The 15,074-nt window shown below is 59.3% G+C and carries 25 protein-coding genes; 6 read left to right on the top strand and 19 right to left on the bottom strand.

The annotated features are described in order from the left end of the window. Positions 1-12: 12 nt before the first annotated feature. Positions 13-495, bottom strand: coding sequence for an ATP synthase subunit I (locus DIC66_RS21795; RefSeq protein WP_117180292.1), 483 nt, complete (start codon positions 493-495; stop codon positions 13-15). 156 nt (positions 496-651) lie between these two features. Between DIC66_RS21795 and DIC66_RS21790 the strand changes: the two genes are divergently transcribed. The 5 genes from DIC66_RS21790 to mgrA are packed head-to-tail and all read left to right on the top strand — an operon-like array spanning position 652 to position 4,248. Beyond that, positions 652-954 (top strand): YbeD family protein, encoded by a 303-nt coding sequence (locus DIC66_RS21790; RefSeq protein ID WP_117180291.1) that lies wholly within the window; start codon positions 652-654, stop codon positions 952-954. A 10-nt stretch (positions 955-964) separates the two neighbouring features. Further along, positions 965-1,669: a lipoyl(octanoyl) transferase LipB gene (gene lipB / locus DIC66_RS21785; RefSeq protein ID WP_117180290.1), complete on the top strand. Its 705-nt coding sequence runs from the start codon at positions 965-967 to the stop codon at positions 1,667-1,669. Between the two features lie 25 nt (positions 1,670-1,694). Next, the gene (gene lipA / locus DIC66_RS21780) at positions 1,695-2,744 is read left to right on the top strand and encodes a lipoyl synthase (RefSeq protein WP_117180289.1); all 1,050 of its coding nucleotides are present in this window, start codon (positions 1,695-1,697) and stop codon (positions 2,742-2,744) included. Further along, on the top strand, positions 2,741-3,184 hold the full coding sequence (aroQ, locus tag DIC66_RS21775; RefSeq protein WP_117180288.1) for a type II 3-dehydroquinate dehydratase: 444 nt from the start codon (positions 2,741-2,743) through the stop codon (positions 3,182-3,184). Before lipA ends, aroQ begins: the two co-directional genes overlap by 4 nt. A 14-nt stretch (positions 3,185-3,198) precedes the next feature. After that, positions 3,199-4,248 carry an L-glyceraldehyde 3-phosphate reductase gene (gene mgrA / locus DIC66_RS21770; RefSeq protein WP_117180287.1) on the top strand — a complete coding sequence of 350 codons (1,050 nt, stop codon included), beginning with the start codon at positions 3,199-3,201 and terminating at the stop codon, positions 4,246-4,248. A gap of 36 nt (positions 4,249-4,284) precedes the next feature. Here the strand turns inward: mgrA and ptsP are convergent, their stop codons facing one another. The 5 genes from ptsP to DIC66_RS21745 all read right to left on the bottom strand — a co-directional run bounded on the left by ptsP (position 4,285) and on the right by DIC66_RS21745 (position 8,093). Then, complete coding sequence (gene ptsP, locus DIC66_RS21765; RefSeq protein ID WP_117180286.1) at positions 4,285-6,057, bottom strand: phosphoenolpyruvate--protein phosphotransferase; 1,773 nt, start codon at positions 6,055-6,057, stop codon at positions 4,285-4,287. 10 nt (positions 6,058-6,067) lie between these two features. Beyond that, complete coding sequence (locus tag DIC66_RS21760; protein WP_117180285.1) at positions 6,068-6,337, bottom strand: HPr family phosphocarrier protein; 270 nt, start codon at positions 6,335-6,337, stop codon at positions 6,068-6,070. Further along, on the bottom strand, positions 6,306-6,752 hold the full coding sequence (locus DIC66_RS21755) for a PTS sugar transporter subunit IIA (RefSeq protein ID WP_117180284.1): 447 nt from the start codon (positions 6,750-6,752) through the stop codon (positions 6,306-6,308). Before DIC66_RS21755 ends, DIC66_RS21760 begins: the two co-directional genes overlap by 32 nt. Positions 6,753-6,840: 88 nt before the next feature. Continuing rightward, positions 6,841-7,191 (bottom strand): hypothetical protein, encoded by a 351-nt coding sequence (locus DIC66_RS21750; protein WP_147321382.1) that lies wholly within the window; start codon positions 7,189-7,191, stop codon positions 6,841-6,843. A 197-nt stretch (positions 7,192-7,388) separates the two neighbouring features. Next, a complete protein-coding gene (locus DIC66_RS21745; protein ID WP_117180282.1) occupies positions 7,389-8,093 on the bottom strand; it encodes a DUF4197 domain-containing protein in 705 nt (234 codons plus the stop codon). A 99-nt stretch (positions 8,094-8,192) separates the two neighbouring features. Here DIC66_RS21745 and DIC66_RS21740 point away from each other — a divergent pair, with 99 nt between their 5' ends. Continuing rightward, complete coding sequence (locus DIC66_RS21740) at positions 8,193-8,714, top strand: GNAT family N-acetyltransferase (protein ID WP_117180281.1); 522 nt, start codon at positions 8,193-8,195, stop codon at positions 8,712-8,714. A gap of 27 nt (positions 8,715-8,741) precedes the next feature. Here the strand turns inward: DIC66_RS21740 and DIC66_RS21735 are convergent, their stop codons facing one another. The 13 genes from DIC66_RS21735 to DIC66_RS21675 all read right to left on the bottom strand — a co-directional run. Next, positions 8,742-9,248 (bottom strand): peroxiredoxin, encoded by a 507-nt coding sequence (locus tag DIC66_RS21735; RefSeq protein WP_117180280.1) that lies wholly within the window; start codon positions 9,246-9,248, stop codon positions 8,742-8,744. Positions 9,249-9,395: 147 nt separating this feature from the next. Then, positions 9,396-9,665, bottom strand: a complete 270-nt coding sequence (gene rpsQ, locus DIC66_RS21730) for a 30S ribosomal protein S17 (protein ID WP_117180279.1) — start codon at positions 9,663-9,665, stop codon at positions 9,396-9,398. A 9-nt stretch (positions 9,666-9,674) separates the two neighbouring features. Continuing rightward, complete coding sequence (gene rpmC, locus DIC66_RS21725; RefSeq protein WP_117180278.1) at positions 9,675-9,881, bottom strand: 50S ribosomal protein L29; 207 nt, start codon at positions 9,879-9,881, stop codon at positions 9,675-9,677. Positions 9,882-9,897: 16 nt separating this feature from the next. After that, complete coding sequence (gene rplP / locus DIC66_RS21720; protein WP_078364573.1) at positions 9,898-10,314, bottom strand: 50S ribosomal protein L16; 417 nt, start codon at positions 10,312-10,314, stop codon at positions 9,898-9,900. 2 nt (positions 10,315-10,316) lie between these two features. Next, the gene (gene rpsC / locus DIC66_RS21715; protein WP_117180277.1) at positions 10,317-11,210 is read right to left on the bottom strand and encodes a 30S ribosomal protein S3; all 894 of its coding nucleotides are present in this window, start codon (positions 11,208-11,210) and stop codon (positions 10,317-10,319) included. 16 nt (positions 11,211-11,226) lie between these two features. Beyond that, entirely contained in the window at positions 11,227-11,556 is a 330-nt protein-coding gene (gene rplV, locus DIC66_RS21710) for a 50S ribosomal protein L22 (protein WP_029708118.1), read from the bottom strand. A gap of 10 nt (positions 11,557-11,566) precedes the next feature. After that, a complete protein-coding gene (gene rpsS, locus DIC66_RS21705) occupies positions 11,567-11,845 on the bottom strand; it encodes a 30S ribosomal protein S19 (protein ID WP_094476242.1) in 279 nt (92 codons plus the stop codon). A gap of 12 nt (positions 11,846-11,857) precedes the next feature. Then, positions 11,858-12,682, bottom strand: coding sequence for a 50S ribosomal protein L2 (gene rplB / locus DIC66_RS21700; protein WP_117180276.1), 825 nt, complete (start codon positions 12,680-12,682; stop codon positions 11,858-11,860). A gap of 2 nt (positions 12,683-12,684) precedes the next feature. Further along, the gene (gene rplW / locus DIC66_RS21695; RefSeq protein ID WP_117180275.1) at positions 12,685-13,011 is read right to left on the bottom strand and encodes a 50S ribosomal protein L23; all 327 of its coding nucleotides are present in this window, start codon (positions 13,009-13,011) and stop codon (positions 12,685-12,687) included. Continuing rightward, positions 13,008-13,628, bottom strand: a complete 621-nt coding sequence (rplD, locus tag DIC66_RS21690; RefSeq protein ID WP_117180274.1) for a 50S ribosomal protein L4 — start codon at positions 13,626-13,628, stop codon at positions 13,008-13,010. Before rplD ends, rplW begins: the two co-directional genes overlap by 4 nt. Continuing rightward, positions 13,628-14,302 carry a 50S ribosomal protein L3 gene (gene rplC / locus DIC66_RS21685; RefSeq protein ID WP_117180273.1) on the bottom strand — a complete coding sequence of 225 codons (675 nt, stop codon included), beginning with the start codon at positions 14,300-14,302 and terminating at the stop codon, positions 13,628-13,630. The genes rplD and rplC overlap by 1 nt, the downstream gene beginning before the upstream one ends. 185 nt (positions 14,303-14,487) lie before the next feature. Continuing rightward, positions 14,488-14,802 carry a 30S ribosomal protein S10 gene (gene rpsJ, locus DIC66_RS21680; RefSeq protein WP_028250951.1) on the bottom strand — a complete coding sequence of 105 codons (315 nt, stop codon included), beginning with the start codon at positions 14,800-14,802 and terminating at the stop codon, positions 14,488-14,490. 24 nt (positions 14,803-14,826) lie between these two features. Continuing rightward, positions 14,827-15,074 (bottom strand): EF-Tu C-terminal domain-related protein (locus tag DIC66_RS21675; protein ID WP_476705501.1); only part of this gene is annotated, 248 nt, incomplete at its 5' end.

Genomic DNA, 15,074 nt, shown 5'->3' with positions numbered 1-15,074 from the left:
TTACTTTTGCCGTTAAGCGTTTGTATTTGCACCGGGCTTTGGCTTTCGTTTGAAACCCAGAGCAATCCAGTACACCTTCATTGTCACTACCAAGCCCAACAGCATGGCAGGCCAACTCAATCCCGCTACCAAACGATGGGCCGCAAACATGATGCCCACCGTCACGAAAATTTTAACCATCTCCCAGACAAAGAAGCTCAGCACCGCGGAACCCGCATTGGCTGAAGCAAATTGTCCGGTCACACCTCTTGCAAACAGCGCCGCCGGCACAATAACAGCCAGAGCACCACATGCAGCCGAAACACCAACCGTCTGGCTTTCGGTTACAGCCCATGCAATCAAAGCCACCAGGACTCCAACCACCAGCTGCCCCGCTACCACCCACCAGGGCGACAGTGACGGATGCTGCTCGCGCAGCGCCTTTGCTTCTGCAGCAGTCAGCGGCGTGAAGTCGGAGACTTCCTGCTCTTCTGTATCAGCTGCAATTGTCACCATCTCAGATTACGCCCAGGTTACAGACAGGCTGCAAATTTATGCACAGCCATCGATTATACGTAGAAAGACTGCAGGCATTACGTGCCGTTTACAAATACACGGGCATCCGCGCAACAGAAATCAGCGCTGCATAATTTGTCCACTTTCCGAACCGCCATGTCCACTCCAGAACTACCCGAAGCAACACCTGCCCCCTCGCGCGCCGAGTCACTGATTGAATACCCCAGCAAATTTCCGATCAAGGTGATGGGCACCAAGGTGGAGGGGCTGGTGCATGCCATCACTGCCATCACCTTGCAGTTCGATCCGGAGTTTGATGCCGCCACCATCGAGCTGCGCGAGAGCAAGGGCGGCAAATACCTGGGCGTCACCGTCACGGTAAATGCCACAAGCCGCGAGCAGCTTGACGAGCTCTACCGCACGCTCAGCACCCACCCCATGGTGAAGGTGGTGCTGTGATGGTGCACTGATGCTGCTCTTGCAACTCGGCCGCGTGGAGTACGCACCCACCTACGCGGCCATGCAGGCCTTTACCGCGCAGCGGGACTTGCCCGAGCAGGAGCCCACTGAAGACCAGTTGTGGATCTGCGAGCACCCGCCGGTCTATACCCAGGGGCTGGCGGGCAAGCCTGAGCACATCTTCAATCCATCGGGCATTCCGGTGGTGCAGACCAACCGTGGCGGCCAGGTCACTTACCACGGCCCGGGCCAGGTGGTGGGCTATCCGCTGATCAACCTCAAGCGGGCGGGCTACTTCGTCAAAGAGTACGTGTACCGCATCGAAGAAGCACTGATTCGCACATTGCTGCACTTTGGTGTGACCGGACATCGGGTGGCCGGTGCGCCTGGCATCTATATACGGCTGGATGATCCGGCAGGCCACGCGCCACTGGCCAACCGACCAAGCAAGGATGCCAGCAATGTGCACACCGCAGAACCCGATTTCAGGGGACTGGGCAAGATCGCTGCTTTGGGCATCAAGGTCAGCCGCAACTGCACCTACCACGGCCTGGCCCTGAATGTGGCCATGGACCTGGAGCCCTTTGCCTGCATCAACCCATGCGGCTATGTGGCCCTGCAAACCGTGGACCTTTCTACAATCGGCGTATCTGTCAGCTGGGATGATGCCGCTGACGTTCTGAGCCGCAAGCTTGCAACCTATCTGGCGCCCTGAGGCGCCACCAACCTGCCTACCCACCATGAGCCACAGCGAAGACACCAGCCACCCAAGCGTCAGCGAGGCCCCTCTCAATGCCACCGTGCGGGAAGTGCAGAGCACCGCGGACTACAACCCGCTGGCCAAGCAAAAGGCGGCGGCCAAGCTGTCGCGCATTCCGGTCAAGGTGCAGGCAGCCGAAGTGCTCAAGAAGCCGGAGTGGATCCGCGTCAAGGCCGGTTCGCCCTCCACCCGCTTTTACGAAATCAAGGACGTGCTGCGCGCCAACAAGCTCGTCACTGTGTGCGAGGAAGCCAGCTGCCCCAACATCGGCGAATGCTTTGGCAAGGGCACGGCCACCTTCATGATCATGGGTGACAAGTGCACCCGCCGCTGCCCGTTTTGCGATGTGGGCCACGGCCGCCCCGACCCGCTGGATGTGAACGAGCCCGACAACCTGGCCAAAACCATTGCCCAGCTCAAGCTCAGCTACGTGGTCATCACCAGTGTGGACCGCGACGACCTGCGCGACGGCGGTGCCGGCCACTTTGTGGAGTGCATCCGCAAGACGCGCGAGCTCTCGCCCACCACGCAGATCGAAGTGCTGGTGCCCGACTTCCGGGGCCGCGATGACCGCGCGCTGGAGATCCTGAAAGTCGCACCACCGGATGTGATGAACCACAACCTGGAGACCATTCCGCGCCTGTACAAGGAAGCGCGCCCCGGCTCGGACTACCAGTTCTCACTCAACCTGCTGAAAAAATTCAAGGCGCTGTTTCCGGACGTCAAGACCAAGAGCGGCCTGATGGTGGGTCTGGGCGAGACCGACGAAGAAATTCTGGAAGTCATGCGCGACATGCGCGCCCACAATATCGAGATGCTGACCATAGGCCAGTACCTGGCGCCCTCCACCAGCCACCTGCCGGTGCGCCGCTATGTGCACCCCGACACCTTCAAAATGTTCGAGGCCGAGGCCTACAAGATGGGCTTCAAGCACGCCGCTGTGGGCGCCATGGTGCGCAGCAGCTACCACGCCGACCAGCAGGCCCATTCGGCCACCGTGGCCACACCCAGCACAGGAGCAAACGCATGAAAGTTCTGGTACTCAACGGCATCAATCTGAACATGTTTGGCAAGCGCGACCCGGTCCAGTACGGCACGGTGACGCTGGATGAAATCAACACCCGCCTGGCCGCACTCGGCCAGGAGCTGGGCACCACGGTGGAATGTTTCCAGACCAACTTCGAGGGCGCCATGGTGGAGCGCATCCACCAGGCCTTTGCCGAGCAGGTGGATGCGGTGCTGATCAATGCCGGTGCCTGGACCCACTACAGCTACGGCATACGCGACGCGCTGGCCATACTTACCTGCCCCATCATCGAGGTGCACATGTCCAACATCCACGCCCGCGAGGCGTTTCGCCACACCTCGGTGTTTGCGGAAATCGCCAAGGGCCAGATCTGCGGCTTTGGAGCCGACAGCTACCTGCTGGGCCTGCGTGCTGGCGTGTCTGCAGCACGCACCACAAAATAACTTTTCGAGACCCCATGCACTACCAAGCCAAGACCGAACGCTATGACGGCCGCATGCCTTACCGCACTTGCGGCAAGAGCGGCCTCAAACTCCCAGCGGTGTCGCTGGGCCTGTGGCACAACTTCGGCGATGCCACGCCCTTCCAAGCCCAGCGCGACATGCTGCGTACGGCGTTTGATTTGGGGTTAACCCACTTCGATCTGGCCAATAACTACGGCCCGCCCTATGGCAGTGCCGAGACCAACTTTGGCGAGCACCTGCGCCGCGATTTCAAGCCCTACCGCGACGAACTCATCATCTCCAGCAAGGCCGGTTGGGACATGTGGCCCGGCCCCTACGGCCAGGGCGGCGGCTCGCGCAAACATGTGCTGAGCAGCCTCGACCAGAGCCTGCAGCGCATGGGCCTGGAGTACGTGGACATCTTTTACTCGCATCGCTTTGACCCCGACACCCCGCTGGAAGAAACCATGGGTGCGCTGGCCAGCGCAGTGCAACAGGGCAAGGCCCTGTATGTGGGCATCAGCAGTTACTCGGCGGGCAAGACGCGCGAGGCCTCGGCCATCCTCAAAAGCATGGGCGTGCGCGCGCTGATCCACCAGCCCTCCTACAGCCTGCTGAACCGCTGGATCGAAGAAGACCTGCTGGGCGCGCTGGAAGAAAACGGCATGGGCTGCATCGCCTTCAGCGCGCTGGCACAGGGACTCTTGAGCGACAAGTACCTGAATGGCATTCCCGCAGATGCGCGCATCAATAGGCCCGGTGGTGGCTCCTTCACCCCGGACCACCTGAGCCCGCAAAACTTGAAGCACGTGGGCGCGCTCAACGAGATTGCAAAAGCACGCGGCCAGAGCCTGGCGCAAATGGCTATTGCCTGGGTGCTGCGGGACGCACGCGTTACCAGTGCCCTGATTGGCGCCAGCAAGCCGGCGCAAATTGTGGACCTGGTGGGAGCCATGCAGAACCTCGCGTTCACGGCTGCCGAGCTGTCTGCCATAGACCAGCACGCGGTAGATGGCGGCATCAACCTGTGGAAGAAGCCTTCCACCGACCAGCGCCCTAACTAAAGTGCGCGGCGACTGGCAGGCCCGCTGAAGGCCTGTTCAGTGGCGCACCAGCAGCAGTGCCGGATCTTCGGAGGCCAGCACCTGCTCTGCCCAGACGGCCAACTTGCCTGCATCGGATCGCAAAACCTCTTGCTTGACCGCCAGGATTTGGGCTGGGTGCATGGAGAAGCTGCGCAGGCCCAAGCCCAGCAGCAAACGGGTCAGGGAAGTGTCACCGGCCATCTCGCCACATACGCTCACATCCTTGCCCTGGGCACGGCATTCGGCAATGGTGTTGGCCACGAGTTGCAGCACGGCCGGATGCAGCGGGTCATACAGATGCGCCACCGACTCGTCGGCCCGGTCTATCGCCAGCGTGTACTGGATCAGGTCGTTGGTACCTATCGACAGAAAGTCGAAGTGCTTTAAAAACAGCTTGAGGCTGAGCGCTGCTGCAGGGATCTCGATCATGGCGCCCAGCTTCACAGGGCCATAGACCACGCCCCGGTTGTCCAGCATGGCGCGCGCATGGTCGATGTGCGCCAGGGTCTGGCGTATCTCTCGGGCATGGGCCAGCATGGGTACCAGCAGATGCACCTGGCCGTGTGCAGCGGCGCGCAGGATGGCGCGCAGCTGGGTCAGGAACATGGCGGGGTCGGCCAGGCTCCAGCGGATGGCACGCAGACCCAATGCCGGGTTCAGGTGCGCGTCGTCGCGCAGCGAATCGTCCAGCGGCTTGTCGGCTCCCACATCCACGGTGCGGATGGTCACGGGCAGGCCCTTCATGCCTTCCACAGCACGCTTGTAGGCCTGGTACTGCTCTTCCTCGTCGGGCAGCTTGCCCTGGCGGCCCATGAACAAAAATTCGCTTCGGAACAGGCCCACACCCAGGGCACCGGCTTTGAGGGCCAGTGCCGCGTCTTCCGGCATTTCGATATTGGCCAGCAGTTGCACGCGCTCACCGTCCATGGTGACGGCCGGCGTGTGCAGCAGGCGCTGCAGGCGCCCGCGCTCGAGCTCACCCTGGCGCTGCTTGAAGCCGTACTCGGCCAGTATGATGGGGGACGGGTCCACAATCACCACGCCCGAGTCACCATCGATGATGACCCAGTCGTCCTGGCGCACCAATTGGCTGCAGGTGCGCGCACCCACCACGGCGGGAATGTCCATGCTGCGCGCCACGATGGCGGTGTGGGAGGTGCGGCCACCCACATCGGTAATGAAGCCGGCAAACACGCTTTGCTTGAACTGCAACATGTCGGCGGGCGACAGGTCATGGGCCACCAACACCAGGGGCACGTCCACCGTGTCGTCCAGCAGCAGGTCCTGCTGCGATTGCTTGCGTGCTGGCCTGCCATGGCTGGCCATGGGCGATCCGGCGCCCTTCATGGCGCGCAGCACGCGCTCCACAATCTGCTCCAGGTCGGCCTTGCGTTCGCGCAGGTAGGCGTCTTCCATCTCATCGAACTGACGCGCGATCACCTCCAGCTGGGTGGTCAGAGCCCACTCGGCGTTGTAGAGGCGCTCGGTTATCCAGTGCTTGACGCCGCTGACCAACTCCACGTCCTGCAAGAGCATCAGATGCACATCCAGCAAGGCGCCAAGTTCATGCGGTGCCTCCTTGGGGCCCATGCGGCTGATGCTGTCCTGCAGACGGCGAATTTCTTCTATCACGGCGTCGCGCCCGGCACGCACGCGGTGAATTTCTGCATCTACCTGGGTAGCCTCAATGAAGTAGTGGGCCACATCGACCCGGCTGGAGGCGACCAGAACGGCGCGCCCGATGGCAACACCGCGGGACACCGCCAAACCGTGGATCGAAAAGGTCACAGCATGTCCTTCATTCGCCCTCGCCGAACTTGTCGGCAATCAGAGCCAGCAATGCGTCCATGGCTTCCTGCTCACGCCCACCGCTGGTTTCCAGCTGGACTTCAGCTCCGATGCCTGCGGCCAGCATCATCACGCCCATGATGCTCTTGGCGTTCACACGCCGCTCACCCCGGGTCATCCAGACCTCGCAGGGAAAGGAGCCTGCCAGCTTGGTCAGCTTGGCAGAGGCACGGGCGTGCAAGCCCAACTTATTGACTATGGTCGTGGTGCTGTTGATCATTGATTTTTCTTTGCTGATTCTGTGGCGCGGTTACAGCCACTTGCATGATGCTTTGGGTTCCGCCGGCCATGGCGCGGGCCACAAGCACATCCAGGGGTTCGTGGCGGTAGTTCACGGTGCGCAAAAGCATGGGCAGGTTCACGCCGGCCACCAGTTTGGACTGCACGCCGTCCACCACCTTCTGCGCAATATTGCAGGGGGTGGCGCCAAACACATCGGTAAGCACGAGGGTATTGGGCGTGCCCAACTGGTCCAGCATCTGCAGCGCATGTGCACGCGTTACTTCAGGCACTTCACTGGGCGGAACATCCAGAGCGAGGATTCCCTGACCAACGTCAGGGAACACGTGCAACACCCCCAGGCGCAAGGCGCTGGCCAATGGGGCGTGGGCAATGATGAGGATGCCGGTGTTCATGGTTAGATCGGGGTAGTCTGACGATTATGGCTGCTTTGCCAGTCGGCAAACACAAGCTGTGCGGGCAATACGGGTTTGTCTGCTTTTGTCAGCGAACGCCGGCCTGGTAAATACGCGCCTCGTTGGTCAGATTATCTGTGAGCTCCGGGCTCAGGCGTTGCGCATAGACGGCCATTTGGTAGACATCTGCTTCCGCAAGCAACCATTTGAAGCGCACCTGCAGGGGCAAACCTTTGCTTCGTGAGCCGTCCACCTGCACGTCGTAGCTGGTTTTTTCATCACCACTGTTCGGTCTGGGGTGCACGGCGACGCTACCCACTTGGTCCAGACTGGCTTGGCGCAGCATGGCCATCAGCTTGGCCGCTTGTACCGCATCGGTGGCCTGCACCCTGCTGATGGCCAGCAGTGCGCCCCCCGCTTCGCAGCCGATCATGTCCATCTTCAGTGTTTGGCCGCCCAACACTACCGGGCGGCTGCCCGTGTCTGGCTTACAGGGCAACAATGTACGCAGGCTGCCTAGTTGCACCTCGCGCCAATTCAGGCTGGGCGAGCACGCCACAAGCAGCAGGCAGCAAATTAGCGAGAGGCAACACAACCCCCAGCGTCCCATTCGCTGCGTCTGGCCAGTCTTGCGGCTCACTGCAACGCGCCAAATACTTTGCTGAGGATGGCGCTGCCATAGCCGACCGGATTGGCTCGGATCTTTTTTTCCTCTTCCGAAATCATGAAGAACAGCCCATCCAGTGCCTTGTTCGTTACGTACTGCTGGATGTTCGCATCCTCTTTTTTCACGAGTCCAAACTCCGAGGCCTTGCCCGCGACTGCGTTGTACTTGTCGACCAGGCCTACCTTGGCCGTAGCCTGTGTCACCACCGGCAGAAATTTGGCGGACAGATCATTGCGCGTTTTGCTGGCAAAGAAGTCCGTCACCGCCGTGTTGCCACCGCTCAAAATTCCCTTTGCATCGGTCACTGACATGTTTTGCACGGCCTTGAGCAACAGCTCGCGGGACTGGGGCACTGCCGCTTCAGCTGCACGGTTCATGGAGGTCAACAACTCGTCCACTTTGTCGCCTTGCCCGAAGGTGCGCAGCAACTGGGCCGCGTCATTCAAGTACCCAGGCAGTGGAATACGCACCTGCGGATTGCCCAGAAATCCATCTTGGGCGCCCAGCAAACCCACGGCCGACAGGGCACCTTTTTCCAGCGCGGTCTTGAGCCCTTTGCTGGCGTCCGCGTTGGACAGGTCTGCCAGCGTCAGCGCATGGGCCTGCTGTACGGCCACGGCCGTCAGGCCAGCGAGCGCTAGCAGGGGAAGGGAATTAAACTGGCGTCTCTTCATGGCACATCCTTTTTTTGTTCTGCAATTGGCGATTCAGGGTAGTCATGGTAGCGTTTTGTCCCGGTAACTTCCATCGCACGTAAATGAGGGCATTGAGCCATGGCTAAATCAGCAGCGGGCGGCGACTTGTGGGCCGACAGCACGGGTATTCGGATCGAGCCATTCCGGGGCCCACAGGATCTGGAATCAGTACGCGGGCTGTTTCGGGAATATGCCAAGTCCCTGAACGTGGACCTGTGTTTCCAACATTTTGACGAGGAACTGGCCGGCTTGCCCGGAGAGTATGCGCAACCCCGTGGCGGCTTGTTGCTGGCTACAGTGTTTGGTGAGCCAGCTGGTTGCTGTGCATTGCGCCCCTTGGACAGCGTGGACTACGCCAATGCCTGTGAAATGAAGCGGCTGTACGTTCGTCCCGCCTGCCGGGGCTTGGGGCTAGGGCGGATGCTCACCGAGTCCATTTTGGACCAGGCGCGTCAGGCAGGTTTTGCCTGTGTGCTGCTGGATACGCTGGACGATATGGAGGCCGCGCGGGGCTTGTACGATGAACTGGGCTTTGAGGACATTCCACCGTATTACTTCAACCCCATCGCGGGTGCCCACTACCTGAAGGCCGATCTCTGATACCAGAGCGCGGCCTTCAGTACGCGGTCAAGCCTTGGCTTGTGCCAGCAGAGTGGCTGCGTCGCTCACCTCGAACTTGCCAGGGCCTTCGTTGTTCAGGGTCACCACCTTACCGTCCTTGACCAGCATGGAGTAGCGGTTGCTGCGCAGGCCCAGTCCCTTGCCGGTCAGGTCGAGGGTCAGGCCGGTGGCCTTGGCAAAGGTGGCATCGCCGTCGGCCAGCATGCGGACCTTGGTGCCGGTCTTCTGGTCACGCGCCCAGGCGCCCATCACGAAAGCGTCGTTCACGCTGATGCACCAGATTTCGTCCACACCAGCGGCCTTGAAGGCCTCATAGGACTCCACATAGCCAGGCACATGCTTGGCCGAGCAGGTGGGTGTGAATGCGCCTGGCAGGGCGAACAGGGCAATGGTCTTGCCGGCAGTGGCTTTGGCCACATCCACAGCGTTCGGGCCAATGCTGCAGCCTTCGCCTTCCACTTCGGAATATTCCATCAGGGTGGTTGCGGGAAGGGTGTCGCCTACTTGAATCATGGGGTGCTCCTAAATGTAAATACCAACGCGAAATCGCTTGTGATTTTGCTCTGTCCAGCAAGGCGCGCTGCGCTTGTTAGCCGAAAAGCAAAACGGCCCACAGTGTGGGCCGTTTTTCAAAGTCCTGCAGGGGACAAGTCCAAAGACTTAAACCGCTGCAGCCTTTTGCACCAGACGGGTCGCAACCCAGTTCTTGGTTTTGGAAATCGGACGGCTTTCCGTGATTTCAATCATGTCACCCATCTTGTACTCGCCCTTTTCGTCATGGGCGTGGTACTTGCTGGATTTGCCAACAATCTTGCCGTAGAGTTCGTGCTTGACACGACGCTCGATCAGCACAGTGACTGTCTTGGCACGCTTGTCGCTGACCACCTTGCCAATCAAGGTGCGCTTGAGGGATTTTTTAGCTTCCGTCATCGTTGCTCCTTATTTGGCGGATTTGTCAGCGCTTTGCTTCTCGACAAGAATAGTCTTGGCGCGAGCAATATCACGGCGCGCAGAGCGCAGCGTAGCGGTGTTGTTGAGTTGTTGCGTGGCTTTTTGCATACGCAGGCCAAAGTGGGCTCGTTGGAGTTCTTTGACTTCGGTTTGCAGACCGGCAACGTCTTTTTGGCGCAGTTCAGTAGCTTTCATTTCTTGTTTCTCCTGATTACTGGCCAATCATGCGGGCCACAAAGGTGGTACGCAAAGGCAGTTTGGCGGCAGCCAAACGGAACGCTTCACGGGCCAACTCTTCGGTCACGCCGACGATTTCAAACACGATTTTTCCGGGCTGGATTTCAGCCACGTAGTACTCGGGATTGCCTTTACCGTTACCCATACGCACTTCAGCAGGCTTTTGGGAGATCGGCTTGTCGGGGAACACACGGATCCAGATACGGCCGCCACGCTTCACGTGACGGGAAATTGCACGGCGTGCAGCTTCAATCTGGCGGGCCGTCAGACGGCCACGGTCGGTGCATTTGAGACCGAAGTCACCGAATGCGACCGAGCTTCCGCGGGTAGCAATGCCGGTGTTACGGCCTTTTTGCTCTTTGCGGTATTTCCGGCGAGCGGGTTGCAACATGGTTATTCTCCTTTGCCGTCAGCTGCTGCAGCTGGCGCGGCGACTTTGCGAACGCGCTTAACGGCTGGTTTGTTATCGGCACCGAGCGCTTCTGCAGGCTTGTCGCTGCCGTCTGCAGGAGCCGCATTGGCTCCAGCAGGACGACGCGCACCAGCTGCAGGGCGACGGTCACCGGAGGGACGTGCACCACCGCGGTCATCGCGACGGGGACCACGTGGGCGACGCTCTTCATCGTTACGGGGTTCAACGGCTGCAGGCAGGTCATTACGACCCAGCGTGTCACCCTTGTAGACCCAAACCTTGACGCCGATCACACCATAGGTGGTACGGGCTTCAGAGGTGCCGTAGTCAATGTCAGCGCGCAGGGTGTGCAGTGGCACACGGCCTTCGCGATACCACTCGGTACGCGCAATTTCGATACCGTTCAGACGGCCGGCGGACATGATCTTGATGCCCAGGGCGCCCAAACGCATGGCGTTTTGCATGGCGCGCTTCATGGCACGGCGGAACATGATGCGCTTTTCGAGCTGCTGGGTGATGCTGTCGGCAATCAGCTTGGCATCGATTTCGGGCTTGCGCACTTCTTCGATGTTCACTGCGACGGGCACGTTCAGCATCTTGCCGAGGTCACGCTTCAAGTTCTCGATGTCTTCGCCCTTCTTGCCGATCACCACGCCCGGACGAGCCGAGAAGATGGTGATGCGTGCGTTCTTGGCGGGACGCTCGATCAGGATGCGCGAAACCGAAGCGTTCTTCAGCTTGGCCTTCAGGTACTCACGCACCTTGATGTCTTCAGCCAGCATGCCGGCGAAGTCGCGGTTGCTGGCGTACCAGCGGGAATTCCAGTTACGGCTGATGCTCAGTCGAAAGCCGGTTGGGTGGATTTTTTGTCCCATATCTTCCTGGCCTCTTTCAGTTACCAACCGTCACGTACACATGGCACGTGGGTTTCCGGATTTGGTTTCCGCGACCTTTGGCGCGGGCCGTAAAGCGACGCAGCGATGCACCTTGTTCGACGTAGATGGTCGTAACCTTCAGTTCGTCGATATCGGCACCGTCATTGTGCTCAGCATTGGCAATCGCAGACTCCAGAACCTTCTTGATGATCACAGCAGCTTTTTTCTGTGTGAATTGCAAGATGTTCAGGGCTTGATCAACTTTTTTGCCGCGGATCAGGTCCGCGACCAGACGTCCTTTGTCTACCGACAAACGCACGCCACGAAGGGTTGCACGAGTTTCCATGGTCACCTCCTTATTTCTTCTGGACTTTTTTGTCCGCAGGGTGGCCCTTGAAAGTACGGGTGAGTGCGAACTCTCCCAACTTGTGGCCTACCATTTGGTCGGTGATGTAAACAGGCACGTGCTGCTTGCCGTTGTGCACGGCAATGGTCAAGCCGATAAAATCGGGCAGGATCATGGAGCGACGCGACCAGGTCTTGATCGGCTTCTTGTCCTTGGTAGCCACGGCCTTTTCGGTCTTGGCAACAAGGTGGTGGTCTACAAACGGACCTTTTTTGAGTGAGCGAGTCATTTAACCTTCCCCTTACTTCTTGCGACGCGACACGATCATGACCTGCGTGCGCTTGTTGTTACGGGTACGGTAACCCTTGGTCAGATTACCCCAAGGATCGACTGCATGACGGCCTTCGCCAGTCTTGCCTTCGCCACCACCGTGTGGGTGGTCAACGGGGTTCATCACCACACCGCGAACGGTCGGGCGAATACCCATCCAGCGCTTCACACCGGCTTTGCCGAGCTGACGCAGGCTGTGCTCTTCATTGGCAACCTGGCCAATGGTGGCGCGGCAGTCAATGTGGATCTTGCGGACTTCACCGGAGCGCACACGCACCTGGGCGTATGTGCCTTCGCGAGCCAGCAGGGTGGCAGACGTACCCGCAGAGCGGATGATCTGTGCGCCCTTGCCCACTTGCAGTTCCACACAATGGATGATGGAACCCACGGGGATGTTGCGGATAGGCAGGGTGTTGCCCACGCGGATCGGGGCTTCCGAGCCGCTCAGGATGGTTGCGCCCACTTCCAGACCACGGGGCGCAATGATGTACTTGCGCTCGCCGTCTGCATAGCACACCAGAGCGATGTGAGCCGAACGGTTAGGGTCGTACTCAATGCGCTCAACCTTTGCCGGAATGCCGTCCTTGTTGCGACGGAAGTCCACCAAACGGTAGTGGTGCTTGTGACCACCGCCCTTGTGGCGGGTGGTGATGTGGCCGTTGTTGTTACGACCGGCGTGCTGGAATTGTGGCTCCAGCAGCGCTGCGTGAGGAGCACCCTTGTACAGGTGGTCACGCGAGATCTTCACCACACCACGACGGCCTGGGGAAGTTGGTTTGATTTTGATAACAGCCATGATTACGCAGCCTCCCCACCGAGGTTCAGCTCTTGACCGGGCTTCAGCGTCACGTAGGCCTTGCGAATGTTATCGCGACGACCCACCGACTTGCCGAAACGCTTGGTCTTGCCTTTGGTGTTTACGACAGACACGCCCTTGACTTCCACCTTGAACATCAATTCCACAGCGGCCTTGATTTCATATTTGGTAGCGTCTTGCAGCACCTTGAAGGTCACAGCATTGCTTTTCTCGGCAACCATGGTGGCCTTTTCGGACACGATGGGAGCGACCAGCACTTGCATCAGACGACCTTCGTCGAATTTGGACAGATTAGGACCGTGGCTCATGCGAACATCTCCTGCAGTTTGTCCATGGCGGCCTTGGTGACCAGAACCTTGCGGTAGTGGACCAGCGACAACGGATCAGCGTAACGGGGCTCAACCACCAGCACGCCGGCCAGATTGCGCGAAGCCAGGTACAGGTTTTCGTCCACTTCGTCAGCAATGACCAGGACGGAGTCGAGGTTCATGGCTTTGAACTTGGCAGCCAAAGCCTTGGTCTTGGGAGAGTCAACCTTGATCGACTCAACCACAGCCAGACGGCCTTCGCGGGCGAGTTGCGAGAGGATCGAAGCCATACCAGCGCGGTACATCTTCTTGTTGATCTTCTGGGCAAAGTTTTCGTCAGGCATGTTCGGGAAAATACGACCACCTCCGCGCCACAGGGGCGAGGATGTCATACCGGCGCGAGCGCGACCGGTTCCCTTTTGCTTGAACGGCTTCTTGGTGCTGTGGTGGACTTGTTCACGGTCTTTCTGGGCACGGGTGCCCTGACGCGCGTTAGCCTGGAAAGCGACCACAACCTGGTGAACCAGGTCTTCGTTGTATGCACGACCAAACACGGTTTCGGGCGCTTCGAATTTCGAAGTGGCCTGGCCTTGGTCATTCAGGAGTTCGAGCTGCATTAGTTCGCTCCTTTCGCGGCTTTTGCCTTCACGGCGGGACGGACGGTCACAAAACCACCAGCGGATCCGGGAATAGCACCCTTGATCAGCAGCAGTTGGCGCGTCTCATCGATACGGATGACGTCCAGGTTCTGGGTGGTCTTGGTGACATCACCCAAATGGCCCGTCATGCGTTTGCCAGGAAACACGCGACCAGGATCTTGCGCCATACCGATGGAGCCGGGCACGTTGTGCGAACGGCTGTTACCGTGCGACGCGCGCTGCGAGCTCATGTTGTGACGCTTGATGGTTCCGGCGAAGCCCTTACCAATGGAGGTGCCTTGCACGTCCACTTTTTGGCCCACGACAAATACGTCGGTCACAGGCACTTGCGCACCGGCGGCGTACTTGGCAGCGGTATCGGCTGCAACACGGAATTCCTGGATGATTTCACCGGCTTCCACACCCGCCTTGGCGAGGTGACCAGCAACGGGCTTGGTGATACGCGAAGCTTTACGCGAACCGAACGTTACCTGCAAGGCAACGTAGCCATCGTTCTCTTGGGTTTTGACCTGAGTGACACGGTTGTTGGAAACGTCCACCACGGTAACAGGAACTGCATCCCCGTCATCCGTGAATAGGCGCATCATGCCAACCTTGCGACCCAGCAACCCTAAGGAATTGCTAAGACTCATTGTTTTCTCCGTAACTTCCACCACTGCAGCTTCAATTGGTTGCAGTGTTTTTGCGTGAAAGACTGTTAATAAAACCGCACCGAAAATTCGGCGCAGCCTGCGAGTATAGCCTGCCCCTGCGAATGACGCAAGTGCAGGCTACGCTCTACCTCAGGTGAGCCCGGTTTGCACCGGATTCACAAAGCTTATTGCAGCTTGATTTCCACGTCCACGCCAGCTGGCAGGTCCAGCTTCATGAGGGCGTCCACCGTCTTGTCCGTAGGATCGACGATGTCCATCAGGCGCTGATGGGTGCGGATTTCAAACTGGTCGCGACTGGTCTTGTTCACGTGGGGTGAACGCAGAATGTCGAAACGCTTCATGCGGGTTGGCAGGGGCACGGGACCCTTGACAATCGCGCCGGTGCGCTTGGCGGTATCCACAATTTCAGCGGCCGACTGGTCGATGAGTTTGTAGTCAAACGCCTTCAGGCGGATGCGGATTTTTTGCTTGGTGGCCATGGTAATTCCTTATGGTTGTGCGAATTACGCGATGATCTTGGCAACCACACCGGCGCCCACAGTACGACCGCCTTCGCGAATAGCGAAACGCAGGCCTTCTTCCATGGCGATGGGGTTGATCAGCTTCACGGTGATGGACACGTTGTCACCAGGCATGACCATTTCCTTGCCTTCTGGCAACTCGATCGCACCGGTCACGTCCGTTGTACGGAAGTAGAACTGGGGACGGTAGTTGTTGAAGAACGGTGTGTGGCGACCGCCCTCGTCCTTGG

Origin of the sequence: Rhodoferax lacus, assembly GCF_003415675.1 — a bacterium.
Taxonomy (GTDB): domain Bacteria; phylum Pseudomonadota; class Gammaproteobacteria; order Burkholderiales; family Burkholderiaceae_C; genus Allorhodoferax; species Allorhodoferax lacus.
The sequence above is the reverse complement of the archived record's forward strand: the minus strand, read 5'-3'. Positions and strand labels throughout refer to the sequence as shown.